This window comes from Pseudoalteromonas sp. H105 (genome assembly GCF_001469215.1).
GTDB lineage: Bacteria > Pseudomonadota > Gammaproteobacteria > Enterobacterales > Alteromonadaceae > Pseudoalteromonas.
The window spans coordinates 297,638-319,051 of record NZ_LOFH01000003.1; the positions used below are offsets into that span (position 1 = coordinate 297,638).

Here is a 21,414-nt window from a genome sequence, read left to right on the forward strand (position 1 = left end):
TACGCTCCAATTAAAACACTAGGTCAACAGCAACAGCCACAGCATCAATTTCTATACTTGTGATGTCATCTTTAAAGCGGCTGAAATCCACTTTAAGTGCAGCAGATGGATGAAAGTTATAACGAGTACCTATCGTGTATACGTTACTCTTTGCTTTTGAACCTTCTAGCACTTGGTTTATGCCCTGATTTAGCGGGGGAACCGCAGTCAGTGCATTGTAGCGGCTGCTTTCATGTTCATCATCGTTATTTTCATAAGTAAAATGAACTGTCCACTCATCCATGCGGTACCCCAATGAGGTATAATATTGAGTTTGTTTAGCTAATGCGCTGTTGTCTACTTCAAACTCTGTGTACTCTGCATCAAATAAAATATCGTTGTAATCGATAGAGAAACCAATAGCAAAGAATGAACCATCGTCTTCATCGATTGCAATATCGTTTGCTTGGTCGACGAACCCTGCACCACGTAAAGTTGCTTCGAGGTTATTAAGGGCAATGCCTGTATCGGTATCGTTTTCAATCGCAATAGAGGTGTCTGCGACAAAGTACGCTGCACGTGCACTAAACCAGTCATAGCTTAATGTCCAGTTGATCCCAGCGATGTCATTAAGCTCAGTATCACCATTCACTGATACAACAGCAATGGTGCCATCGTAACCACCATAGATGACCTGAACGGTTGAATCCCAGTCACCAATTTGCGAGGTATGTAGTAGGCTTAAACCTTCATAGGTTGAAAATGGGATGTTATATACAGACTGTGGCGGCCTGATCCAACGATAAGCATAACCAACATCTAGAAAGTCCGAGTAACGGTAAAATGGAACACGCATTTTCCCAGCACTGAGTTGCAGCTCATCGGTAAATTCATACGTTAAATAAGCCCACTCAAATTCAGCATTAAAGTCATTTTCACCCCGCGCTACAATTTGGGCTGTTGCGCTTAACTTATCTTGTAAATCTGCAGACAATTGCAGAGCAAATACACTCTCATTTTTAAATGAAATATCATTATCGTATCCATACAATGTCGTATTATCATCCATTGTTTTACCACCAACAATGGAGGCAAAACCATTAATGCGTACTTCTGCAATTGTGGTTGTAGAGGCCAGCGCAGCACACAGTGCAATAGCGATAGGAAGTTTTTTCATTGTGTATCCTAAGTATTAAAGATAGGTTGATTTCAAAGATATTTTAGTAGTAAAAGAGCAAGTTAGCGATGAAATATCGAAAATAAAGTTAGATTAAGCTAATAATGGTGGAGCACTTTGTTAGGATAATTAGCTATTGGATCATTGCTGAATTGGCTTTAACAGTGTTAATTATACCATTTTTTGCAAAAATGAAATATAATGCCCCTCCAGAGGGAAGATGCTTAATTAAGCATCTTTTTTTATGTCTGAAATTTACTAGGCACTCCCACACACGGTACCCTTTGGAGAATACATTGAAAACACGTCATCTTTCCCAGCTAAGTATTGCCATACTTGCTGCTTTTAATGCCTCAAGTTATGCACAAGAAGAAAAAGCCACAGCAAAACAGGATGCTTTTGAAAAAATAGAAGTCACAGCGCGTAAGCGTACAGAAAGCATTTTTGAGTCTCCAACAGCTGTGACATCAATAGGTGAAAACTTAATTGATAAAGCTAATATGAGCAACCTAGAAGACATTGGTAAATACGTACCTAATTTGAATATTACCCGTTACGGTGTGGGTAATGCAGCTCATGCATCTGTGTTTATTCGCGGTATTGGTTTACAAGATCACATTATCACGACAGATCCTGGTGTGGGTGTGTACCTTGATGGGGTTTATTTAGGTCGCCAAATGGGTTCTAATTTATCACTGCCTAACATTGAGCGTGTAGAAGTCTTACGTGGCCCTCAAGGTACGTTATACGGTCGTAATACACTCGGTGGTGCGGTAAATATTATTACTAAACAGCCCGGCGATGAAGGCATTTTAACAACGACTGCAAAGGTGGGTTCTCGTGGTCGTCTTGCGGGTGACATCTACTTCAACAATACATTAACTGATGAGTTAAGCATGTCAGCGAGCGCGTCTTACAAACAACGTAATGGCGTAGGGAACGCTGTAAATTTAGCAAACCCTGAAAAAGAAATAGGTGAAGAGCAAGAAACCAGTGGTCGCGTTGCTATTAAATGGCAACCAAACACTGACTTTTCGATGGTTCTTTCTTTAGATGCCGTTGATAACGAGTCAGGCCAATCACCGTATACGATTGAGTTAACAAGCCCACTGGATGCAAGTAACCCTGCGAATGGCGATTTTCCACTTTTAACTGCAGACATGCTACCGAAAAATCCAGATGATTTAGGTACTGCAGTGGAAGGGATTGAGTCAACGTCATATTCTGGCTGGGGCTCGTCACTATCAGCACAATGGGATATAAACAATAGTTACACAGCTAAATTCATTTCAAGTTACCGAACGTCAGAATACGAAGGTGGTTTGGATGATGATGGGGTGGCATTGAACTTGTCAGAATTCCCTGAAGAAGGTGGGGCAGATCAATACTCGTTTGAAATTCAGCTAAATGGCACATTTGCAGATATGGATTTCGTTTCAGGCCTTTATTATTTCAATGAAGATGGATTCACACGTTCAGGGCCATTTGTGTTCAGTCCATGGAATACACCTAATGGGTTATTAAATGATGGAACAACCACGTCCTTTGGTGATTATGGTTACTTTGATGTAAACCAAGAAACTAATTCATACGCTGCGTATATCAATGCCAGCTATGATTTATCGGATAACTTAAGTGTTGGCGGCGGCTTACGTTACTCAAAGGATGAAAAAGAAGCGAATGCATTGTTCCCAAGCTTTCCTGCCCGTAAGTACGTAACGGCAGATTTCGATGCTGTAACATGGGATATTAATGCGTCTTACCGTTTAGATAACAATATGAACGTATATGGTCAAATTCAAAAAGGGTATCAAACGGGTGGTTTTCCACCACGTCCATTTGGTGGACCTGATCAGTTTGTCTCATTCGATGAAACAAAAGCAATTAACTACGAGCTTGGCTTAAAAGGGCAAGTACACGACAATGTATCGATGATGCTGGCTGTATTTGTGACAGATTATACGGATTTAGCTTTGCCATTTTCAGATCCAACAGCCGGTGGTGGTTTTGTGACGATTGTTGAAAATGCAGGTGCGTCTAAAGCACAGGGTGTTGAGCTTGAAACCACGGTTGCAGTAACGGATGATTTTACAATTCGCAGTGCAGTTGGCTATTTAGACTCTGAGATAACAGAAGTAGACTCGGGTGTGCAAGGGATTGGTAAAGGTGACTCACCCGCATTAACACCACGTTGGACAGTCATGGTTGCCCCGTCTTATTTTATTGATTTAGATAATGGCGCGACAGTTGCCTTAAATGCAAACTACTCGTATCGCAGTGACATGCAAGGGCAATCTGTGTATAACCAAAGCGAGCGTATTGACTCTCGCGAGTTAGTCGGCTTCAATATTTCATACCTAAATGCATACGGTGATATGGAAGTAACGCTCTACGGTGAAAACGTGTTAAATGAAGTTTATGATGTAGGACGTTTGCAACAATCAGGCTTTGTCGGCGTGATGCGTAGTAACGACCGCAGTGAGTTTGGTATTAAGTTTAAAAAGGATTTTGAACTTTAAGTAAATAAAACACACTTTTAAATAAAAAGGGTAAGGTCATTGGCCTTACCCTTTTTATTGAGTAAATACCTTTTACAATGAGTGATTGACTGTTAATTGTTTTTCTCTTGCTCGCGTTTCTCACGTGCTTCTTTTAGTTCGTCAGCCAGTTCTTGTGCTTTTTGCTTGGTTTTTTCGCTTAATTCACCTGCGGCTTCTTTACTTTCTAGCCACGCGTCGAAGGCTATTTCTTTACCGTCATCAAACATATCTAATCCAAGTTTTTTACTCTCGTCGAGTAACTCATTTAAGGATTCACCTTTAAACTCATTGGTTGTTTCTTTAACTTCGTTCCAGACATCACCAAGTGCTTTTTGCATTTCAGCTTTGGCTTCTGCCGCATCTTCTTTTACTTCCTTGGCGTCTTCACAACCAAGCAAAAAAACTGAACCCACTAAAACCAAACTCGCTAATTTTTTCATATTCATTCTCTTTTATTTCTATTAATTGTGTTATTAAGTAATGTTATTGAAATTAATCACAATCCAGAGATTACAATATACAGGGAATAATATGAACGTACCTAGAACAGCCAGATTAGATTTTAAATTAATGGGTGAGCATGATGCGCCTTTGTTATTTGAACTCGATAGTGATCCTCATGTAATGCAGTATTTATCAGGGGGGAAGGTTACCTCTATGCAAACGATAAAGGAGGTATTTATTCCGCGTATGCTTGCATATCGAGATGAGCAGCGGGGCTGGGGGTTATGGCAAGTGACGCTTTTAGACTCCGCGGCGTTTATTGGCTGGGTACTTATTCGCCCGATGGGCTTTTTTACAGATAAACCTGATTTTACTGATATAGAAATCGGTTGGCGATTTAAGCGCGAAAGCTGGGGTAAAGGCTATGCAAGCGAAGCCGCTCTGGCTGTTGCAGATACCATTGCCACTGAATTTCAAGTGCGCTCACTCAGTGCAACGGCTTTGAAAGAAAATAAAGGGTCTATAAAGGTAATGAAAAAAATAGGAATGCAGTTTGTAAAAGATTATGTTCATTGCGATGAGGAAGGGGAGTTGCCTGCGGTGCTTTATCGCAAAATGCTGAAGTGAATACTTTATCAACAGAAAAACGCATGGTGGTTAAACACTCCATCTAAAGAGCAAAAAGGAATGATGTTTTTAACAATAGAAAGTGTAACCCAATGTTTATAAAAATCTCTTTCAGCTAATTGCCGGGAAGGGCGCACAAAGCATGCCTCGATTAATTTTGCTGATTATTTTGCTAGCGCTAAAGCAAAACGTTAAGCAGCAAGGGCTAACAGCTATTCTAAAGCCCACTCGCAATAATGGTAAAGCGATGGTGTTTTAAAGTGCATTATTTTAGGTAGCCCAGACACGCTGAGCTGCCTATCTAATTTGTGTTAATAGTTACGCTGAGACGTTGTTGCACGAGATGAAGATTTATCTTTTTTTGCTAAGTAGTAACCAATAAACATGCCGGCTATAGCACCAAATAAGTGACTCTCAAACGATACGTGAGGTCGCTGAGGTAATACACCCCAAATAAAGCCACTATACAAAAACACCACAACAACACTAATAGCGATTGCTTTAAATGAGCGGTGAATAATGCCGTAACTTATTAAAAACCCCCATAAGCCGTATAGCACCCCACTTAGGCCAACATGTATATTAGCCCGGCCAAATAACCATACTAATAAACCGCCGACGAATGCCGTAAAGATAAAGATAAGCCAAAAGCGCTTAACGCTATATTGGCAAACCAGCCAGCCAAGGACTGCAAAAGGGATAAGGTTACTAATCAAGTGCGCCCAGCCTCCATGCAGAAAAGGAGCAAATATCAGGCCTGATAAACCACTTAAGTTTCGTGGATAGATCCCCAAGCCATTTAAATGAATGCTGGGCAAACTATTAAAAATTTGTAGTACTGTGCACAGTAATATAATGCCAAATAACGTTAAGCGTTTGCTTGCTAAAGGGGGGAGGAAAGATGATTTCTTACTGCTTGGCATAAATAAACTTAATCAGTGAGCGTTTATATGAGTATACCCAGCTTAAAGCTAAATTGAAAAGCCTTACAGGAAGAGCAAGGCTTTAATATGATTACTTAACCTAGTTGAGTTAATAATTTTTTAGCAGCTAGCTCAGAGCTTGCTGGATTTTGTCCGGTGATAACAAGACCGTCTTCTAAGGCAAGTACGCCCCAGTCATCGGTTTTCTGATAATCGCCACCTTTTTTAATTAACTCGTCTTCGACTAAAAATGGCACTATGTCAGTGAGTTGTACTGCGGCTTCTTCTGTATTACTGAACCCCGTGACTTTTTTACCAGCTACTAAAGTATTTCCTTCGGCATCATTGGTATTTAAAAATACTGCACTTGCATGACATACTGCAGCCACGGGCTTTTGCTGTTTAATAAACGCTTCTATGAGTGAAATTGAATCGGTGTTATCGACTAAATCCCACAAAGGGCCATGGCCACCTGGGTAAAATACACCATCAAAATCATTCGCATTAAGCTCGTTGAGCGTCTTGGTATTTGCCATTAATGTTTTCGCAGTACTGTCATTGTCATAACGCTTCGTAGCGTCAGTTTCAAAATCAGACAATGTGCTTGTTGGGTCAATAGGGGGTTGGCCACCATTAGGCGATGCTAACGTCACTTCAGCACCCGCATCAATAAATGCATAATACGGAGCGGCAAATTCTTCCACCCAAAAGCCGGTTTTTTCACCAGTATTACCTAGTTCCGAATGTGAAGTAAGTACCATGAGTATTTTCTTAGCCATTATGATTATCCTTCTGATGATTTAATAAACTTAACTGCTAACTACTATATGATCTAAGCCATACTTAAACAACGATGATAAATTTAACTTTATTGATTTAAAAATTGATACAATTAGCGTGTTGAGTTGAGGGGTTATGATGAAAGTATCGTTCGAGCAGTTGAAAAGTATGGTGGTGTTTGCGCAAATTGTTGAGCAAGGTAGTTTAACCGCAGCTGCAAAGCAATTAGGATTGACTCGCGGTGTAGCAAGTTACCATTTAAAAAAATTAGAAACACAGCTTGAAGTGAGTTTACTAAATCGATCTACACGTACAATGACATTAACAGAGGCCGGAATTGCTTATTATGAGCGTTGCAGGGTTATTACCGAGCAAGCAAATGCGGCAAATCAACAAATAGAAAATATTAAAAATGAACCTCAAGGCATATTAAAAATAAGCTGCCCTGTTAACGTAGGTATGCAGCTGATAGTACCGGCCATAAATCACTTCAAACGTCAGTATCCAAAAATAGATATCGACTTACAGTTAAGTGATGAGGTGATTGATATTATTAAAAATGGGTTTGATTTAGCAATACGAGGTGTAGCATTGGATGACTCAAACTTACACGCGACTAAGTTGACAGTGATGAGTACTTGTATTTGTGGGTCACCAGATTACTTTGCTCACTTTGGTAAGCCTAAAACACCTGAGCAACTAAAAGCGCATAAGTGGGTTGTGTACCAATTAGGAAGTAAAACACTGACACTACAAAAAGAGGGAAAAAAGCACAGTTTAATTATGCAAGGCGGATTAAGTACTAATAATGCTGCTGCGCGAACCGCGTTTGTCGAAGCGGGGCATGGCATAGGGAGAATTCCTGTGTATGATGCGTGGCCCAAAGTACAAGCTGGGTTATTAGAAGTCGTGTTAGATGATTACAAAAGTAAAGACATCGAATTATATGGTGTATTTCCGCCAGGGGGCGCAGGGTCTAAAAAATTGCGCCTGTTTATTGATTATCTGAAACATTACTTTGTAAAAAAGCATACCGCTTTAGGTATGCTTAAAAGTAACTAACCAAGACGTTGTAAGCTAGTAACGTGCCTATAAAGCTCGGTTAAAAAGTGCCACAGCTTGTTGATACATAGCAATAGCAAGCGCGGGATCATAACGCTCGCCCTCATCGCGCATAAATGCATGCTGCGCGTTGACTTCTTGCCATTGGTAGTTAATGCCAGTTGCAACAACCTGCTGATAAAGTTTTGCACGGCCTTCTTTTGGTACATGAGGGTCCTGCTTACCCCAGATAAAGTGAATTTCGCCTTGGATATCAGCCATACGCTCAAATGAATTATTTCCGACCTTGGCTGGTAATGTATCACTATGAATATCAGTAGCGTATAAGCAAAACGTGGCTTTAATTTCTGGATTTAACGCCGCGCGGTAAGCTAAATGCCCACCAATGCACACGCCCATGGCCCCAATAGTGCCTATGCAATAAGGCTGTTTTTTTACAAATTCAAGCATTGCACAGGTATCACTGTCATGGGATTCAAGAGGTTTTGTCCATTTATCAGCATTGCCTTTGTCTTTGCCTGAGTCATCATACTCGAGTACCGTACCAGGTGGATTGAGCTCATGAAAAACTTCGGGTACTAATACAACAAAACCGTGGCCGGCTAAAAGGGCTGCGCTGCGTGCAATAGGTGCGGTTTGCTGAAAAATCTCAGAATAAAAAATAATCGTAGGAAATTGACCGCCTGCCTGAGGTCGATACACACTGGTGCGCATCATACCTGTAGCCGTAGCTATATCATGACTTTGGTGCTGAATGATCATAAAAAACCTTAATGGAAAACACTGTGTTGGTATGATAACGAAGCAGGCTAATTATAACGAGCAATATAGCAATACTATGAAAATTAATCACTTTTTGTCATATTCATACAGCTTGCGTAGTAGCTTACCGTGGCAGGCCAGTCAGAAAAAATTCCCATGACTCCGACATCCTTGGCGAGTACATCAATCACCCTCATCATATCGCCATCGTTATTAATCACTTGTTTTATTGATTGATAGTAGTAGCCCCCACCGCTATTCAGTGGACCAGAGCGTTCAAGGCTCCATGTTATGAGTTTAAGTCCTGCGGCTTTAGCGGAAGTAGCGTAACGGGATGGCACAATCTGCTTGTTTTCATCAACTCTTAACAGCATCCAAATCGGTGGAGCAAGAATACGTACACCGTCATCATACAGTGCAGCCATACTTGGTTGCCAAGTCGCGGGGTTGTTAGGGTCGAAATTAGCTGTTTCGTCGCGACCATCTAAGTACACGCTGTTTTTTGCAAATTCAGGATCATTGTTTATCCAATATTTTACGTCATCAAGATTAAATGACTGGGCAAAAACATGTTCACTCGGCACGTTTTGCGCTGCGTATTCATCAAGCATCTTCTGAGCATAATGCGCTTGAGTAAAGCCATTAAACGGCATCGTTACTTGCGGTGATTTAAGCTCTGGGGTCATTTTTACGCCTAGCTGCTTGAAGAGGGTAATGCTTTGTTTATGGCTCATTAATGTACCATTACTTGCGTATAAATCAGTGCGCCAATTGGGCGTACCATTTAAATATTCAGTGACTGTGGTGGTTTGATTATTAGCGCCGTCCATTTTACCTTTCAGTGTTAAAAACTCAGCGAGGGTAATATCACTGGTACAGCATTTTGCTTGAGCAGGCTGACCGTTTTTTGCAGGCTGAAATGGCGTGGTACATTTTGCGGCGAGTTCCGGTACGGCTAAAATATTGGTAGTGGTATGTAAATCACACTGTGAGTGGCGACAGACTAGTTCTTTGTCTTTGGTGAAAGTAACGTCGCATTCTAAAATACCAGCGCCCATTCGCGCTGCTGCAATATAGGATTCTTTGGTGTGCTCAGGGTATTGCATAGGCGCGCCACGGTGGCCAATTGAAAAATCTGTTTTGTAGAATACCCCGTCACCACATGATGTTAGTTTTGTTTTGAGTGGACTCGCCTTCATATTATCGATGAGATAATAAGGGCGTGTGCCTAATTGTATGCTGGTGGTATTATGTGTTTGGCTACAGCCATTTAATACAATCACAAGTAAAATAAAAACCAGTTGTTTCATAAAGCATCCTTTATTTTGTACTCACTAGTTTAAGATTTATTTATGGCACTTCTATTAAGGTAGTGGTTTAAAAGCAGCGCAGAGACAATAATTGCGCCACCAATACCCAGCTTGACAAGATCAGCATCACGGTTCCAAATTAGCACATTAACTAAAATACCCGCAGGGATCAGTAAATTGTTCATAACAGCAAGGCTACCCACGTTAACTTGTGTTGCGCCTTTGTTCCATGCAAAGTAGCCTAACCCTGAGGCAATGACTCCTAAATAAACAAGAATGCCCCATTGTGTATTGGTCGTTGGTAGTTTGTTGGTGTCACCAAACACGGCAAAACATAGACATGAAACAATAAACGCGCCAATAAAAAACCAGCCAAAAACGGCTCGTTGTGGTAGCTCACTGCCAGCCATTAATCGCTTATAGCTTACTTGCCCTGCGGCAAAACATAGGTTTGCAGCTTGCACCATTAGTAGTCCAGTGATGAAGTCTTCACTGATGCCCTGATACCGAATAGCCACTGCACCAATGATAGCTACCAAGGCGACAAGTAAATAACGAGGGGTAAACTGACGCGCTATCAAGTCATTTAGCAAAGCGATATAAAGTGGTGTCATCACTGTAAAAAGCAATACTTCGGGTACGCTGAGATATAAAAAAGAGTGGTAATAAAAACCATACATGGCACCAAGTTGAATTGCGCCAATCAACATAAGTTTGCCGATTACTGGTTTTGCGATCGTATTAAATTTAATAAAGGGTAGAAATACTAAGGTTGCAAGCGCAACACGTATTAGCACGCTAAACCAGGCATCTACTTGGCCAGCTAGGTATACGCCAATTAAACTAAACGAAAAAGCCCAAAGTAGGGTAACAGTAAAAAGGTAGGCCATTGTAATTTTTAATATGTATAGTCAATAGGGCCGACTATAACAAAAAGCCCGCAATAATGTGCGGGCTTTTAACGTTAAGTGAGTTTAAGTTTATTCAACTAGACCACGGCGTTTAAGTAATGCGTCCGTCGTTGGCTTTTGACCACGAAACTCAATGTAGCTTTGCATTAAGTCACGGCTGTTACCTTTTGATAGAATCTCTTTACGGAAGTTATCACCGTTTTCACGCGTAAGGCCACCTTGCTCTGTCATGTGAGCAAATGCATCAGCTGCAAACACTTCAGTCCAAAGGTAGGCATAGTAACCCGCTGAATAACCACCTGCAAAAGTGTGGCTAAAGTAACAAGACTTATAGCGCGGTGGTACCGGGTAATAGGCAATACCGTGTTTTTCTAGCGCTTCGTGTTCAAACTTTTGAACATCTGTGATTTCAGTGTCAGAACCAAATGAGTGCCATTCCATATCGAGTAATGCAGCGGCTAAATACTCAGTAGTACCAAAACCTTGGTTAAAGTTTTGTGACTCTAGTACTTTATCCAGTAGCGCTTTTGGAATTGGCTCACCCGTTTTGTAGTGCTTAGCGTAGTTAGCAAGTACGGTTGGTTCAATGTTCCAATCTTCATGTGCTTGAGAAGGAAATTCAACAAAGTCACGCGCTGTTGCAGTGCCTGCAAGGCTTGGGTATTTAACGTCCGAGAATAACCCGTGTGCTGCATGACCAAATTCATGGAACATGGTGGTTACTTCAGAGAACGTCATTAACGTTGGTTGACCTTGCGCTGGTTTAGGAATGTTCTGCGCGTTATAAATAACAGGTTTCGTGCCTTTTAAACCGCTTTGACCAACGTATGCACTCATCCAAGCACCACCACGTTTGCCTTCACGTGCGTAAGGGTCCATGTAAAACAAACCAATTGCGCTGCCGTCAGCATCAAATACTTCGAATGCCATGACATCTTCGTGGTAAAGCGGTAGATCTTTACGTTCTTTAAACGTAATACCATACAGTTTCTCCATTGCGAAGAACATACCGTCGTGGATCACTGATTGCATTTCGAAGTAAGGCTTAACGAGTGCAGGGTCTAAGTCATATTTAGCTTGACGCACTTTTTCTGAATAAAATGCCCAATCCCAAGGTTGTAAAGCAAATGTTTCGCCTGAAGCATCAATTACTTTTTGAATCTCTGCAGCTTCTGCTTTTGCTTTGTTAACTGCTTTAGGCGCTAAGTCATCTAGTATGCCGTATACATTCTCGGTTGTTTTAGCCATACGTGTAGTCATAACGTAAGAGGCCCAATCTTTATAACCTAACAGCTCCGCTTTTTGAGCTCGTAGGTTAGTTTCTTTGATGATGATAGGACCATTAGAATCTTGTGCGCGGGTTGCAGATGCTTTAAATATACGTTCACGCAGTTTGCGGTTTTCGAGGCTGCTTAGTATTGGCTGTTGAGTCGTGTTCACAAGTGTGATCATATAGCCTTCTTTGCCTGCTTTTTTAGCAGCCGCAGCCAAGCTCTCAATTTCACCTTCAGATAACCCCGCGAGCTCCTTTTTATCAGTTACTAAAACAACGTCTTCTTTAAACGATTTTAATACGTTTTGTGAGAAAGCTGTTGATAGCTTTGCAAGCTCTGCGTTGATTTCACGCATTTTTTCTTTTTGTGTTTCGTTAAGCTTTGCACCGGCATTAACAAATTTTGTGTAGTAAAATTCCACTAAACGCTGGTCTTCAGCGCTCAACTTTTCTTTGTTGTTGTAGATGCTTTCAACGCGAGTAAATAATGCTTTATTTAGGTAAATATCATCAGAGTGAGCAGACAATATTGGGGCCATTTTAGCGGCAATACGCTGATATTCAGAATCTGAGATTAAGCCTGAAAGATTGTAAAAAGCAGTAGAAACACGATCAAGTAATTCACCTGAAAGCTCAAGCTCGACTAAGGTGTTTGCAAATGTAGCGGGTTCAGGATTATTTGCAATGGCTGCAATTTGTGCTGTTTGCTCGGCAATACCTGCATCGAAAACAGGCTCGTAGTCTTTAGTGCCAAATTTATCAAATTCTGGCGCCATATATTGTAGTGGGCTAGGCTTCATCAAAACGTTATCAACACTAACTGTTTGAACTTGAGTTGCTTGTTCAGCTGAATCTTCCACTTTTTGTGAATTACAACCAGATAATAGTAAAGCGCCAGCAATAGTGCTAGCGATGAGAGATTTGCGCATAAAAGCTCCAATAAAAGAATTCGCCTTAAAGTGTGATAAAGGCATTAATCAACTACGTTAGCAAATTTTAGATTATATACAATTAAGTTTATCGAAATAATGCGGGAATTGAGCGCAAAATAGTGCAAATTTAGTCAAAATTAACAGTGTAGTTTAAAATTTAACTTAAATAATGTGATTTAAAAGTATTTTAAACACGATATTTCGTTTTAGAACTATTACGAAGCAAGTATTGGTGGGTCTTTCTATTTATTTCTCATCGTGGATACTTTGCTTATGAAAATAGTTTCATAATAGCCTAAACTTAGTTTCACTCGGTAACAAGGCGTTGTTCATTGGCTTGATAATTTAATTAACGAATCTGGGTATAAAATACGTTTGATAAGGGTGTTTTTTTATAGTCATTAAGCCGTTCATTACATGAGTGAATGACCGTTTTACCTTTAAAGCAAATAGCAGGCTTCGTTTTTGATTTAATTAGGGTCTGTTGACCTTTGCGGATTAAAATTTGTTCAAACTAGGGGCGGTTTGATCGCGGCGCGAGGTTTGTAACCTAGTGGGCTAAGTCAAAACCGAGCAACAAAGAGTAAATCGCCCCTAGGCAGAACCCGAAGGGCAGCGCCTGTTTGGCATTGATGCTGCGTTATCGCCTATTTATGGGGAATAACCACACCACACAGGCTCTGCCTTGCCTAAATACCAAACAGACTGCTGTAAATTTAACCTTGAAAGGTAAACAGACCCTAGCAGTACTATGGCGTATTAGACTCACTAAACTCAGAACCTTTGTCATTTTGGATATCTATGAACTTAGACCACATTAATCACTACTTATCTTATGTACTGTTCACTTATGGTGAGGTCAGTATTACAGTGTCTAAAATAATTCAAGTCCCCCTTATACTGTTTGCCATGTGGTTTGTGGTTACTCGTACTGGGCGCATCATAAAGAGTACTTTACTTACTCGTAAAATGAATCCTGATGCAGTGTTATTGTTTACTCGTATTTATTTAGTCCTTAGCATTGCAATTTTAATATTCACCACCCTAGAAGTGTTGAATATTCCATTAACTGCATTTGCTTTTGTCTCGGGTGCAATTGCAATTGGTGTTGGCTTTGGTGCGCAAAATATTATTAATAATTTCATCAGCGGATGGATATTAATGTGGGAGCGTCCAATTAGAATCGGAGACTTCCTAGAAGTGGGGACCGCCAAAGGCGTTGTCGAAACGATCAATACGCGTTCAACAAGAATTCGTAGAAATGACGGCGTGCATATGTTGGTACCTAACAGCCAGTTATTAGAAAATACGGTGACAAATTGGACATTAATAGACCGCAACGCTCGTTCATCTGTTAGTGTTGGTGTGGCTTATGGCTCAGATGTGGTGCTGGTGGAAAAACTAATCAAGCAAGTACTTGACGAAAACACATCAATATTACCCGCTCCAGCAGCTTCCGTATTTTTTGATGATTTTGGTGAGAGCTCTCTTGTTTTTAACGCTATTTTTTGGGTGTGCGCTGAATCAGAAACCATGCTCAGACAAGTTCGCAGTGATATTCGATTCAGCATTTATAAAATATTTGAAGCGCACGATGTGGTCATTTCCTTCCCGCAACGCGATATTCACATTGATGGTGAAATTGCATTAATAAGCAAGAAGCATCATTAAACCTCGGATCAACGCCTTTATTTTAGTTACATTTGTTTACACTTGTTATTTGTGTAAAAGGCAATAATTATCAATACATTAAAGGAGGCGGTTTTTATTTTAGATAGTTAACAGTCTATACGGCTATTTCAATTGTTTTTTATATCGGTACAATCTGGGTATTAATGAGAGTTCGCTCTATGTTGTCATTATTTGGAAAAACCATGAAACTGTTAACTAACTGTTTGAATAATTTAAAAGTATCTGCAAAGTTACGCCTCATAATTGCATTCGCAAGTATTATTATTTTTATGCTGCAAATACACAGCGCTTATGATCTTAAAGATCACATGCTTTTAGAGCGAAAAAACAGTGCAAAACTATTAATTAGTAATTTAGAAAGTCAGATACGGGCGTTACAAAATCTACATGTTAATGCGCCTACAAAATTAGAAAGTGAAATTAAACGTACAGTAGAGAGTGCTCGTTATGGTGAAAATGGGTATTTTTTCTTGTTTGATCTCGATGGAGACATGGTGCTGCATCCGATAAAGCCTCAACTTAACTCACTTTCAATGACAAAACACGCAAAACCCTTTATTGCGACTGCATTTACTGAATTTGTAAATACAGCCAAAACATATGACCATGGATTTGTTTATTACCAATGGCCCAAACCCGGTTCAACAGATCTCGAACAGAAGTCTTCATTTGTGCAGCGCTTAAGTTATGGGCAATGGGTAATTGGAACAGGTATTTATTTAGAAGACATAGAATCAGAGTTTACCTCAATGCTCATGGTGAGCGTAATCAGTACACTTGGCTATGTTTTATTACTCATTCTATTGGCTTCATGGGTTGCTCGAAATATTACTAAACCACTGGCCAAATTAACGTCGTCGATGAGTGAAATAGCGGCGACTAAAGATTTAACCATAGTTTTAAAAAGCCATGGTAAAGATGAACTTTCTAGTATGGCAAATGCATTTAATGAGATGAATCAAGATTTTAAGGGAGTATTAAATATTATTAGTAATAATACCAGTACGCTCGCATCTCAAGCTGAGGAGTTAGCCTGTGTCACAAGCCAAATACAAGTGGGAATTGTCGAACAAAAACAACAAACAATGCATGTTGCTAGCAACATTGAAGAGCTTAGTTCACAAGCTCATTCTGTTACCAATCAAACAGCACAGAGCTTGACCACAACACAAAAGGTTGAAATGCTCAGTAAACAAGGGTTAGCGCATGTTGCAGATAACCTAAATTCAATTACTCAAGTTGCTAATAATGTAGAGCATGCTCAATCTGTTGTCCTTGAATTACAGGCTGCATCAGAGCACATTGGCGATATTTTGAATGTGATAAAGCAAGTAGCGGAGCAAACGAATTTACTTGCATTAAACGCGGCAATAGAGGCGGCTCGAGCTGGAGAGCAAGGGCGAGGCTTTGCTGTTGTTGCAGATGAAGTGCGCACACTGGCAAAACGAACACAAGATTCAACAGGCAGTATTGAAGCCATGATTGAGCAGCTACAGACGCGAGTTCAGGTTACTGTTGAACAAATGCAACAAGCACAAAACGCGACGCAGGAAGGTCTAAAAATAAGCCAAAAATGCACACAAACATTGCAACATATTGACGAAGCTGTGTTAGTTCTTTTTACTATCAATGAAGAAATAGCTCAAGCAACTAACGAACAACAGAGCGCCGTGACAAACATAAGTCAAAATGTTGCTGAGATTGCTGCAATTGCTGAGCAAACACAGTTAGGGGCTAAACATACCCATCAATCAAGTGAGCAACTCAGCGAAATGTCTCAACAGCTGAATGTACTGGTTGCTGAGTTTAAATTATAAGAGATAGGCCTTGGCCCCTTAAAACGCCAAGGCTTGTTAAGGGGCAGATTAGTTTTTACTGTGGAAAATTAATCCCATAGTAGATTAATCACATTACGCTGCGAGTTTTTTGAGTTTAAGTGAAAACCCCATTATTAGTGACCCAAAAATTACTGCGTAGGTTGCAACTAACCAAAGCAATGCGTGAATACCTGCGCTTGGATTAAACACCAAATACACACCAAAAAAGACAGAAATTGCGCCTGTGATAATTAAAAACCATTCACCTGCTATTTCAGCTTTTAACCTAATAGCGATGATAATTTCAACTGCGCCGATCGCTATTGCCCATGCTGCAACATAATAAAGTAATAATATGGCGGTGACATTCGGTGCAAATAATGAAACCAGCCCAGCTATAATTGATAAACCCCCTGCGAATAATAACCAGTGCCAATATGGGTTTTGTTGCTTTGAATTCCATGCGACCCAAACCCTTAATATGCCATCAAATAAAAAGTATCCAGAAAAAAATAGCAACATAATTTTAAGAGATACCTCGGGTGCAAACCATGTAATTACGCCAAAAATAACCGCAATGAATCCTCGAACAAAAAGTAAAGACCAATTCTTTGAAAGTGTGTTTTTTAACGTCATTGTGTTCCCCTGATCGCGTGCTTTACTTACCTTTGTGTGTTGACCTTACGTTAGCGTGTGCCATCACGCTGGTCAAATAACACACTTATTTATATGTGAAATCAATTTATAAAAATGATGATTAACTTTTAAATAAACGCATACCCTCTTATAGTTATTCATGACTACTTTTAAGATATTAAGGATAAATAGATGGGTGTAAACGTCAGCAGAGTTTACGTTACTTGGATGATAGCTTTTTTTCTCAGTTGTATGAGCATTACTGTGTTTGCTGAGCCAGAAATCACAGTCAAATCAATAATGGACAAAGAAAGTAAAGAGCAAGCTCAGTTAAACGCCCTTCCTAAGGAAAATTTAGATCAATCTAAAGAGGCATTGGACACATTTAAGAGCGCTGTTGATGAGACCACAGGCGTTGGCTTATTGTCTTACGATGAATTTCACCGTTTAACGCCAAGCTCTGCAATGCAGGCTTACTTAAACGCTGCAAGAGCGCGAGACTTTGAGCTGGCGGCCAAATATTTAGACTTTCGTAATTTACCACCTAAAGTCAAAGCGGTTTCTCCCGCGTTGTTAGCTGAGCAGCTGTTAATGGTATTTGACCGTACAGTGTGGATTGATATAGACACATTAAGTCAAAACCCAGAAGGTAAACTAAACGAAGGTGTACCGGATTACCGAGATTTAGTCGCAGAGATCGCGACATCAATTGGCCCTATACAAATTCTGCTACAACGTGTGCCAAGCGAGCATGGTGGATCACACATATGGAAAATATCAAATGCAACAGTGAGTAAAATTCCGTTTTTAATTAAAGAGTTTGGTTATAATCTTGTTGGTGAATGGCTATATAAACATTTACCTCAAGCTGAGCTATTAGGGGTGATGTTGTGGCAGTGGGTTTACTTTACTGGGACATTCTTAGGGTTCGTGCTGTTTTCGGTTCTGATAACGCGCATTTTCTCTGCGATTTTACAGCGATTAAGAATTCAAACACCCACGGACATACTGACCTTTATTAACGGACCTGTGTGTTTACTAATGGCTGTCTATTTGGCGCGTACATTAAATGACACATCTAATATGACACTTGCTGTTGTTGCTATTTCTCAAGGGGCCACGGTATTGATCATCGCTTGGGTTTGGGTGTTCATACGTGCTGTTGATATTTTTAAGCAACGATTAGCTGCGCGGTTTGTTGCACAGGACAAGCCTCAAGCTGTGTTTTTACTGCGCCCAGTGAGCAATGTTGTAAAAGTTTTAATTAGTATCATTGCCGTCTTAATTTGGTTTGAAAATTTAGGCTTTAATGCAAGCACGCTAATAGCAGGCTTGGGCATTGGCGGCTTAGCCATTGCGCTGGCTGCGCAAAAGACAGTTGAGAATATTATTGGTGCGATAACGCTATATATATCAGCACCAGTAAGAATTGGTAGTTTATGTAAGTTTGATAACCATATTGGCACTATTGAAGAGATAGGGTTAAGGGCAACACGCATTCGAACACTCGATCGCTCAGTAGTCTATGTTGCGAATGCAAAGTTTGTTGATATGCAGCTAGAAAACATTTCTGAACGAGAGCGTATTTCTTATCGCCCTCAATTAGTGTTAAGTGCCACAACGCTACAAACCGATCTAAAAGAATTCATGACAGCATGTAAACAGTTGTTAGATGAGCATCAAGAGGTATGTGATGACCCTTGTCGTGTTAAATTCAAAGGGTTTACACCTTGGGCATTGCAAGTCGATGTACTGAGCTATGTAAATACCACCGATTTTACCAGGTATTTAGATGTTGTTGAGGAGCTCAATATGGCCATTTTAGGGTTACTAAATAAACATAACTGTGAACTTGCGAACCCTGAACGTATAAACGTAAGCGGTTAATGTAAGCAAAAAGGGACAACATGAGTGAAGTGTGAATTATTCTCACTTACAAGCTTTCGCTACAATTTTTGCAATTATTAAATACAGGACATATGTCCGCTAAAGTGTGAAATATTTGCATAAATGAGTCTAAAAGTCGTTACTTTGTTGCTAAAAGTTGTAATATATTTGTTTTTTTATACGTATTTATGCAGTAAAAATGTCATGAAGTGTTATAATCTTGTCCGTTCGTTCAGCCTCTTTACTTCGTTTTGCACTCTCGACAAAGAGGTCCGCGCAGATTATTTCAAGGCGCGAAAAATTGGCCGAACCCGCCGAGTGAATTTGGCGCAACACATCAACCGTTGAATAAGAGTGCATTAAAAAGGCTAAACCCCAACATGAAAGCAATGAAACGATCTACGTTAGCAACTCTTATCAATGCAACGTTGTTCTCTGCCGTAGCAGGTACTTCATTTTCAAGTGTAGCAGAAGACGCACCTGCTGCAGAAAAAAACAACCAGTTAGAAGTTATCCAAATTACCGCTCGTAAGCGTGTCGAAAATGCGCAAGAAGTTCCTGTTGCTGTTTCTGCACTTCAAGGTGATAGCTTAGACGCTTACAGCTCAGCGGGTATGGACATTCGTTTCATGAATGCCAAAATACCAAGCCTGTCTATAGAATCTTCTTTTGGTCGTTCATTTCCACGCTTTTATGTTCGTGGCCTTGGTAATACAGATTTCGATTTGAATGCATCACAACCCGTTTCTTTAGTGGTTGATGAAGTCGTTCAAGAAAACGCTATTTTGAAAGGTTTTCCAGTATTTGATGTGTCACGCGTAGAAGTACTGCGTGGTCCTCAAGGTACTTTGTTTGGTCGAAATACACCGGCAGGTCTTGTTAAGTTTGATACTGTTAAGCCAAGTCAAGAATTTGAAGGGTATGGCTCTGTATCTTACGGAAGCTTAGGCGCAGTTGATTTTGAAGGTGCGATAGGTGGAAGTTTAACCGATCGCTTATCAACACGTGTTTCTGTTCTTTGGCAAAACAAAGACGATTATATTGATAATCGTGCACCCGGTTTCGAACAAAAAGATGCTTTAGGTGGTTACACAGATCAAGCCGCACGTATTCAATTCCTTTATGAAGGAAATGATTTTACGGGTTTATTCAACTACCACGTGCGTGATATGGATGGTTCTCCAATTGCGTTTCGTGCGAACGTAATCGAAAAAGGCTCAAATGACTTAGTTGATAACTATGAGCATGGCGTGGTTTACCATGATGCTGCATCGCGTGCTACACAGCAAGTTGAGTCACAAGGTGCGAGTCTTAAACTTGAATGGGATTTAGCTAACCACACAATTACGTCGATTTCAGCATGGGAAAGTGCTGAAATTTATTCGCGTGCAGATATCGATGGTGGTTACGGAGCAAGCTATTTACCAACAATGGGACCTGGTTTTATTCCTTTCTACTCAGAAAGTGCTGATGGTATCCCAGATCATGATCAATTAACGCAAGAACTTCGTTTATCAAGCAACTTCGCAGGTGATCTAAATTACCAAGTGGGTGTGTTTTATTTTGATGAAGCACTCACGATTGAAAACTATAGTTTTGATACCTATTCAGCTCAACCTGGCGCGTTAAATGGCTATGTAATCCAACAACAAGATACAACTGCATGGGCTGTATTTGGTTCTGTTGATTACACCGTTACTGATGATTTAAAAGTAACAGCAGGCCTTCGTTATTCAGACGATGACAAAACGTTTTCTGCAGACCGTACACTTAGTCCAATTGGCGGTGGTGCATTATATTTAACAGAAGATCTTGCTGACGATCATATCAGCTGGGACATTTCAACGACTTACAAAGTGAATGACGATGTTAATTGGTATACGCGTGTAGCTAATAGCTTCCGTGCACCAAGTGTGCAAGGCCGTATCTTGTTCGGAGATGAAGTAACGGTAGCACAATCAGAAACTGTTACGTCGTTTGAAACGGGTATTAAATCAGATGTACTTGACGGCCGTGGTCGTGTTAATGCAACCGTTTTCTACTTCCAAATGGATGACCAGCAGTTAACGGCTGTAGGGGGAGGCGCTAACTTTAACCGTTTAGTTAATGCTGATAAAACAACTGGTTATGGTTTTGAGCTAGACACTGAGTGGGTATTAACGGATGAGTTAAATGCCACATTTAACCTTAGCTATAACAAAACAGAGCTTGATGATAACGACCTAGCAGTTGCTGTTTGCGCGCAATGTACTGTAAAAGATCCAATTAATGCGAGCGGCTTAGCTGTATTAGATGGTAACAGTTTACCGCATGCACCAGAGTGGATATCTAATTTAACGCTTCGTTATACTAAAGAAGTTGCTGAAGGTGACTTCTTTGCATACGCTGACATCTCTTACCGCAGTGAGATTGATTTCTTCTTATATGAATCAGTTGAATTTGAAGGTAAAGCATTATTAGAGACTGGCCTTCGTGCAGGTTATGCGTGGGCTGAAGGTGATAATGAATATGAAGTATCAGCGTTTGTGCGCAATATGTTTGATGAGCAACAAGCTATTGGTGCTGTAGACTTCAACAATAATACCGGCATGGTTAACGAAGAGCGTTACATTGGTGCTGAATTTAAAGTAAGTTTTTTCTAAATTCACTTTAAAGTTGTGAA

16 protein-coding genes are annotated in these 21,414 nt (G+C 40.3%); 7 read left to right on the forward strand and 9 right to left on the reverse strand.

Annotated features, from left to right (window positions below; translation table 11 throughout):
• Nucleotides 1–10 precede the first annotated feature (10 nt).
• On the reverse strand, nucleotides 11–1,156 hold the full coding sequence (locus tag ATS75_RS07605; RefSeq protein ID WP_058559843.1) for a porin: 1,146 nt from the start codon (nucleotides 1,154–1,156) through the stop codon (nucleotides 11–13).
• A gap of 296 nt (nucleotides 1,157–1,452) precedes the next feature.
• Here ATS75_RS07605 and ATS75_RS07610 point away from each other — a divergent pair, with 296 nt between their 5' ends.
• Nucleotides 1,453–3,675 (forward strand): TonB-dependent receptor, encoded by a 2,223-nt coding sequence (locus ATS75_RS07610; protein WP_058559844.1) that lies wholly within the window; start codon nucleotides 1,453–1,455, stop codon nucleotides 3,673–3,675.
• 92 nt (nucleotides 3,676–3,767) lie between these two features.
• Here the strand turns inward: ATS75_RS07610 and ATS75_RS07615 are convergent, their stop codons facing one another.
• Nucleotides 3,768–4,136: a hypothetical protein gene (locus tag ATS75_RS07615; protein WP_058559845.1), complete on the reverse strand. Its 369-nt coding sequence runs from the start codon at nucleotides 4,134–4,136 to the stop codon at nucleotides 3,768–3,770.
• A gap of 91 nt (nucleotides 4,137–4,227) precedes the next feature.
• Here ATS75_RS07615 and ATS75_RS07620 point away from each other — a divergent pair, with 91 nt between their 5' ends.
• Nucleotides 4,228–4,767 (forward strand): GNAT family N-acetyltransferase, encoded by a 540-nt coding sequence (locus tag ATS75_RS07620; RefSeq protein ID WP_058559846.1) that lies wholly within the window; start codon nucleotides 4,228–4,230, stop codon nucleotides 4,765–4,767.
• Between the two features lie 311 nt (nucleotides 4,768–5,078).
• Here ATS75_RS07620 and ATS75_RS07625 read toward each other — a convergent pair whose 3' ends face one another.
• Together ATS75_RS07625 and ATS75_RS07630 are read right to left on the reverse strand one after the other, a co-directional pair.
• On the reverse strand, nucleotides 5,079–5,690 hold the full coding sequence (locus ATS75_RS07625; protein ID WP_058559847.1) for a rhomboid family intramembrane serine protease: 612 nt from the start codon (nucleotides 5,688–5,690) through the stop codon (nucleotides 5,079–5,081).
• Between the two features lie 95 nt (nucleotides 5,691–5,785).
• Nucleotides 5,786–6,469 carry a type 1 glutamine amidotransferase domain-containing protein gene (locus tag ATS75_RS07630; protein WP_058559848.1) on the reverse strand — a complete coding sequence of 228 codons (684 nt, stop codon included), beginning with the start codon at nucleotides 6,467–6,469 and terminating at the stop codon, nucleotides 5,786–5,788.
• 139 nt (nucleotides 6,470–6,608) lie between these two features.
• On the opposite strand from ATS75_RS07630, the gene ATS75_RS07635 reads away from it, so the two are divergent.
• Complete coding sequence (locus ATS75_RS07635; RefSeq protein ID WP_058559849.1) at nucleotides 6,609–7,532, forward strand: LysR family transcriptional regulator; 924 nt, start codon at nucleotides 6,609–6,611, stop codon at nucleotides 7,530–7,532.
• A gap of 27 nt (nucleotides 7,533–7,559) precedes the next feature.
• Here ATS75_RS07635 and ATS75_RS07640 read toward each other — a convergent pair whose 3' ends face one another.
• The 4 genes from ATS75_RS07640 to ATS75_RS07655 form a co-directional block, all read right to left on the reverse strand.
• The gene (locus ATS75_RS07640; RefSeq protein WP_058559850.1) at nucleotides 7,560–8,294 is read right to left on the reverse strand and encodes a dienelactone hydrolase family protein; all 735 of its coding nucleotides are present in this window, start codon (nucleotides 8,292–8,294) and stop codon (nucleotides 7,560–7,562) included.
• An 83-nt stretch (nucleotides 8,295–8,377) separates the two neighbouring features.
• Nucleotides 8,378–9,604 carry a glycerophosphodiester phosphodiesterase family protein gene (locus tag ATS75_RS07645; RefSeq protein ID WP_058559851.1) on the reverse strand — a complete coding sequence of 409 codons (1,227 nt, stop codon included), beginning with the start codon at nucleotides 9,602–9,604 and terminating at the stop codon, nucleotides 8,378–8,380.
• Nucleotides 9,605–9,633: 29 nt separating this feature from the next.
• The gene (locus ATS75_RS07650) at nucleotides 9,634–10,494 is read right to left on the reverse strand and encodes a carboxylate/amino acid/amine transporter (protein WP_058559852.1); all 861 of its coding nucleotides are present in this window, start codon (nucleotides 10,492–10,494) and stop codon (nucleotides 9,634–9,636) included.
• Nucleotides 10,495–10,584: 90 nt separating this feature from the next.
• A complete protein-coding gene (locus ATS75_RS07655; RefSeq protein WP_058559853.1) occupies nucleotides 10,585–12,717 on the reverse strand; it encodes a M3 family metallopeptidase in 2,133 nt (710 codons plus the stop codon).
• A gap of 804 nt (nucleotides 12,718–13,521) precedes the next feature.
• Between ATS75_RS07655 and ATS75_RS07660 the strand changes: the two genes are divergently transcribed.
• Together ATS75_RS07660 and ATS75_RS07665 are read left to right on the forward strand one after the other, a co-directional pair.
• A complete protein-coding gene (locus ATS75_RS07660) occupies nucleotides 13,522–14,391 on the forward strand; it encodes a mechanosensitive ion channel family protein (RefSeq protein WP_058559854.1) in 870 nt (289 codons plus the stop codon).
• Nucleotides 14,392–14,594: 203 nt separating this feature from the next.
• Nucleotides 14,595–16,229: a methyl-accepting chemotaxis protein gene (locus ATS75_RS07665; protein WP_058559855.1), complete on the forward strand. Its 1,635-nt coding sequence runs from the start codon at nucleotides 14,595–14,597 to the stop codon at nucleotides 16,227–16,229.
• Nucleotides 16,230–16,322: 93 nt separating this feature from the next.
• Here the strand turns inward: ATS75_RS07665 and ATS75_RS07670 are convergent, their stop codons facing one another.
• Entirely contained in the window at nucleotides 16,323–16,865 is a 543-nt protein-coding gene (locus tag ATS75_RS07670; RefSeq protein ID WP_058559856.1) for an HdeD family acid-resistance protein, read from the reverse strand.
• 192 nt (nucleotides 16,866–17,057) lie between these two features.
• Here ATS75_RS07670 and ATS75_RS07675 point away from each other — a divergent pair, with 192 nt between their 5' ends.
• Nucleotides 17,058–18,752: a mechanosensitive ion channel family protein gene (locus ATS75_RS07675; protein ID WP_058559857.1), complete on the forward strand. Its 1,695-nt coding sequence runs from the start codon at nucleotides 17,058–17,060 to the stop codon at nucleotides 18,750–18,752.
• Between the two features lie 380 nt (nucleotides 18,753–19,132).
• A complete protein-coding gene (locus tag ATS75_RS07680; protein WP_058559858.1) occupies nucleotides 19,133–21,394 on the forward strand; it encodes a TonB-dependent receptor in 2,262 nt (753 codons plus the stop codon).
• Nucleotides 21,395–21,414: the final 20 nt, after the last annotated feature.

What these genes read in the sequence shown, in the direction of transcription:
- ATS75_RS07605 (WP_058559843.1), bottom strand. Translation starts at nt 1,156, where the DNA reads ATGAAAAAACTTCCTATCGCTATTGCACTGTGTGCTGCGCTGGCCTCT.
- ATS75_RS07615 (WP_058559845.1), bottom strand. Translation starts at nt 4,136, where the DNA reads ATGAAAAAATTAGCGAGTTTGGTTTTAGTGGGTTCAGTTTTTTTGCTT.
- ATS75_RS07620 (WP_058559846.1), top strand. Translation starts at nt 4,228, where the DNA reads ATGAACGTACCTAGAACAGCCAGATTAGATTTTAAATTAATGGGTGAG.
- ATS75_RS07625 (WP_058559847.1), bottom strand. Translation starts at nt 5,690, where the DNA reads ATGCCAAGCAGTAAGAAATCATCTTTCCTCCCCCCTTTAGCAAGCAAA.
- ATS75_RS07630 (WP_058559848.1), bottom strand. Translation starts at nt 6,469, where the DNA reads ATGGCTAAGAAAATACTCATGGTACTTACTTCACATTCGGAACTAGGT.
- ATS75_RS07635 (WP_058559849.1), top strand. Translation starts at nt 6,609, where the DNA reads ATGAAAGTATCGTTCGAGCAGTTGAAAAGTATGGTGGTGTTTGCGCAA.
- ATS75_RS07640 (WP_058559850.1), bottom strand. Translation starts at nt 8,294, where the DNA reads ATGATCATTCAGCACCAAAGTCATGATATAGCTACGGCTACAGGTATG.
- ATS75_RS07645 (WP_058559851.1), bottom strand. Translation starts at nt 9,604, where the DNA reads ATGAAACAACTGGTTTTTATTTTACTTGTGATTGTATTAAATGGCTGT.
- ATS75_RS07650 (WP_058559852.1), bottom strand. Translation starts at nt 10,494, where the DNA reads ATGGCCTACCTTTTTACTGTTACCCTACTTTGGGCTTTTTCGTTTAGT.
- ATS75_RS07655 (WP_058559853.1), bottom strand. Translation starts at nt 12,717, where the DNA reads ATGCGCAAATCTCTCATCGCTAGCACTATTGCTGGCGCTTTACTATTA.
- ATS75_RS07660 (WP_058559854.1), top strand. Translation starts at nt 13,522, where the DNA reads ATGAACTTAGACCACATTAATCACTACTTATCTTATGTACTGTTCACT.
- ATS75_RS07665 (WP_058559855.1), top strand. Translation starts at nt 14,595, where the DNA reads ATGAAACTGTTAACTAACTGTTTGAATAATTTAAAAGTATCTGCAAAG.
- ATS75_RS07670 (WP_058559856.1), bottom strand. Translation starts at nt 16,865, where the DNA reads ATGACGTTAAAAAACACACTTTCAAAGAATTGGTCTTTACTTTTTGTT.
- ATS75_RS07675 (WP_058559857.1), top strand. Translation starts at nt 17,058, where the DNA reads ATGGGTGTAAACGTCAGCAGAGTTTACGTTACTTGGATGATAGCTTTT.
- ATS75_RS07680 (WP_058559858.1), top strand. Translation starts at nt 19,133, where the DNA reads ATGAAAGCAATGAAACGATCTACGTTAGCAACTCTTATCAATGCAACG.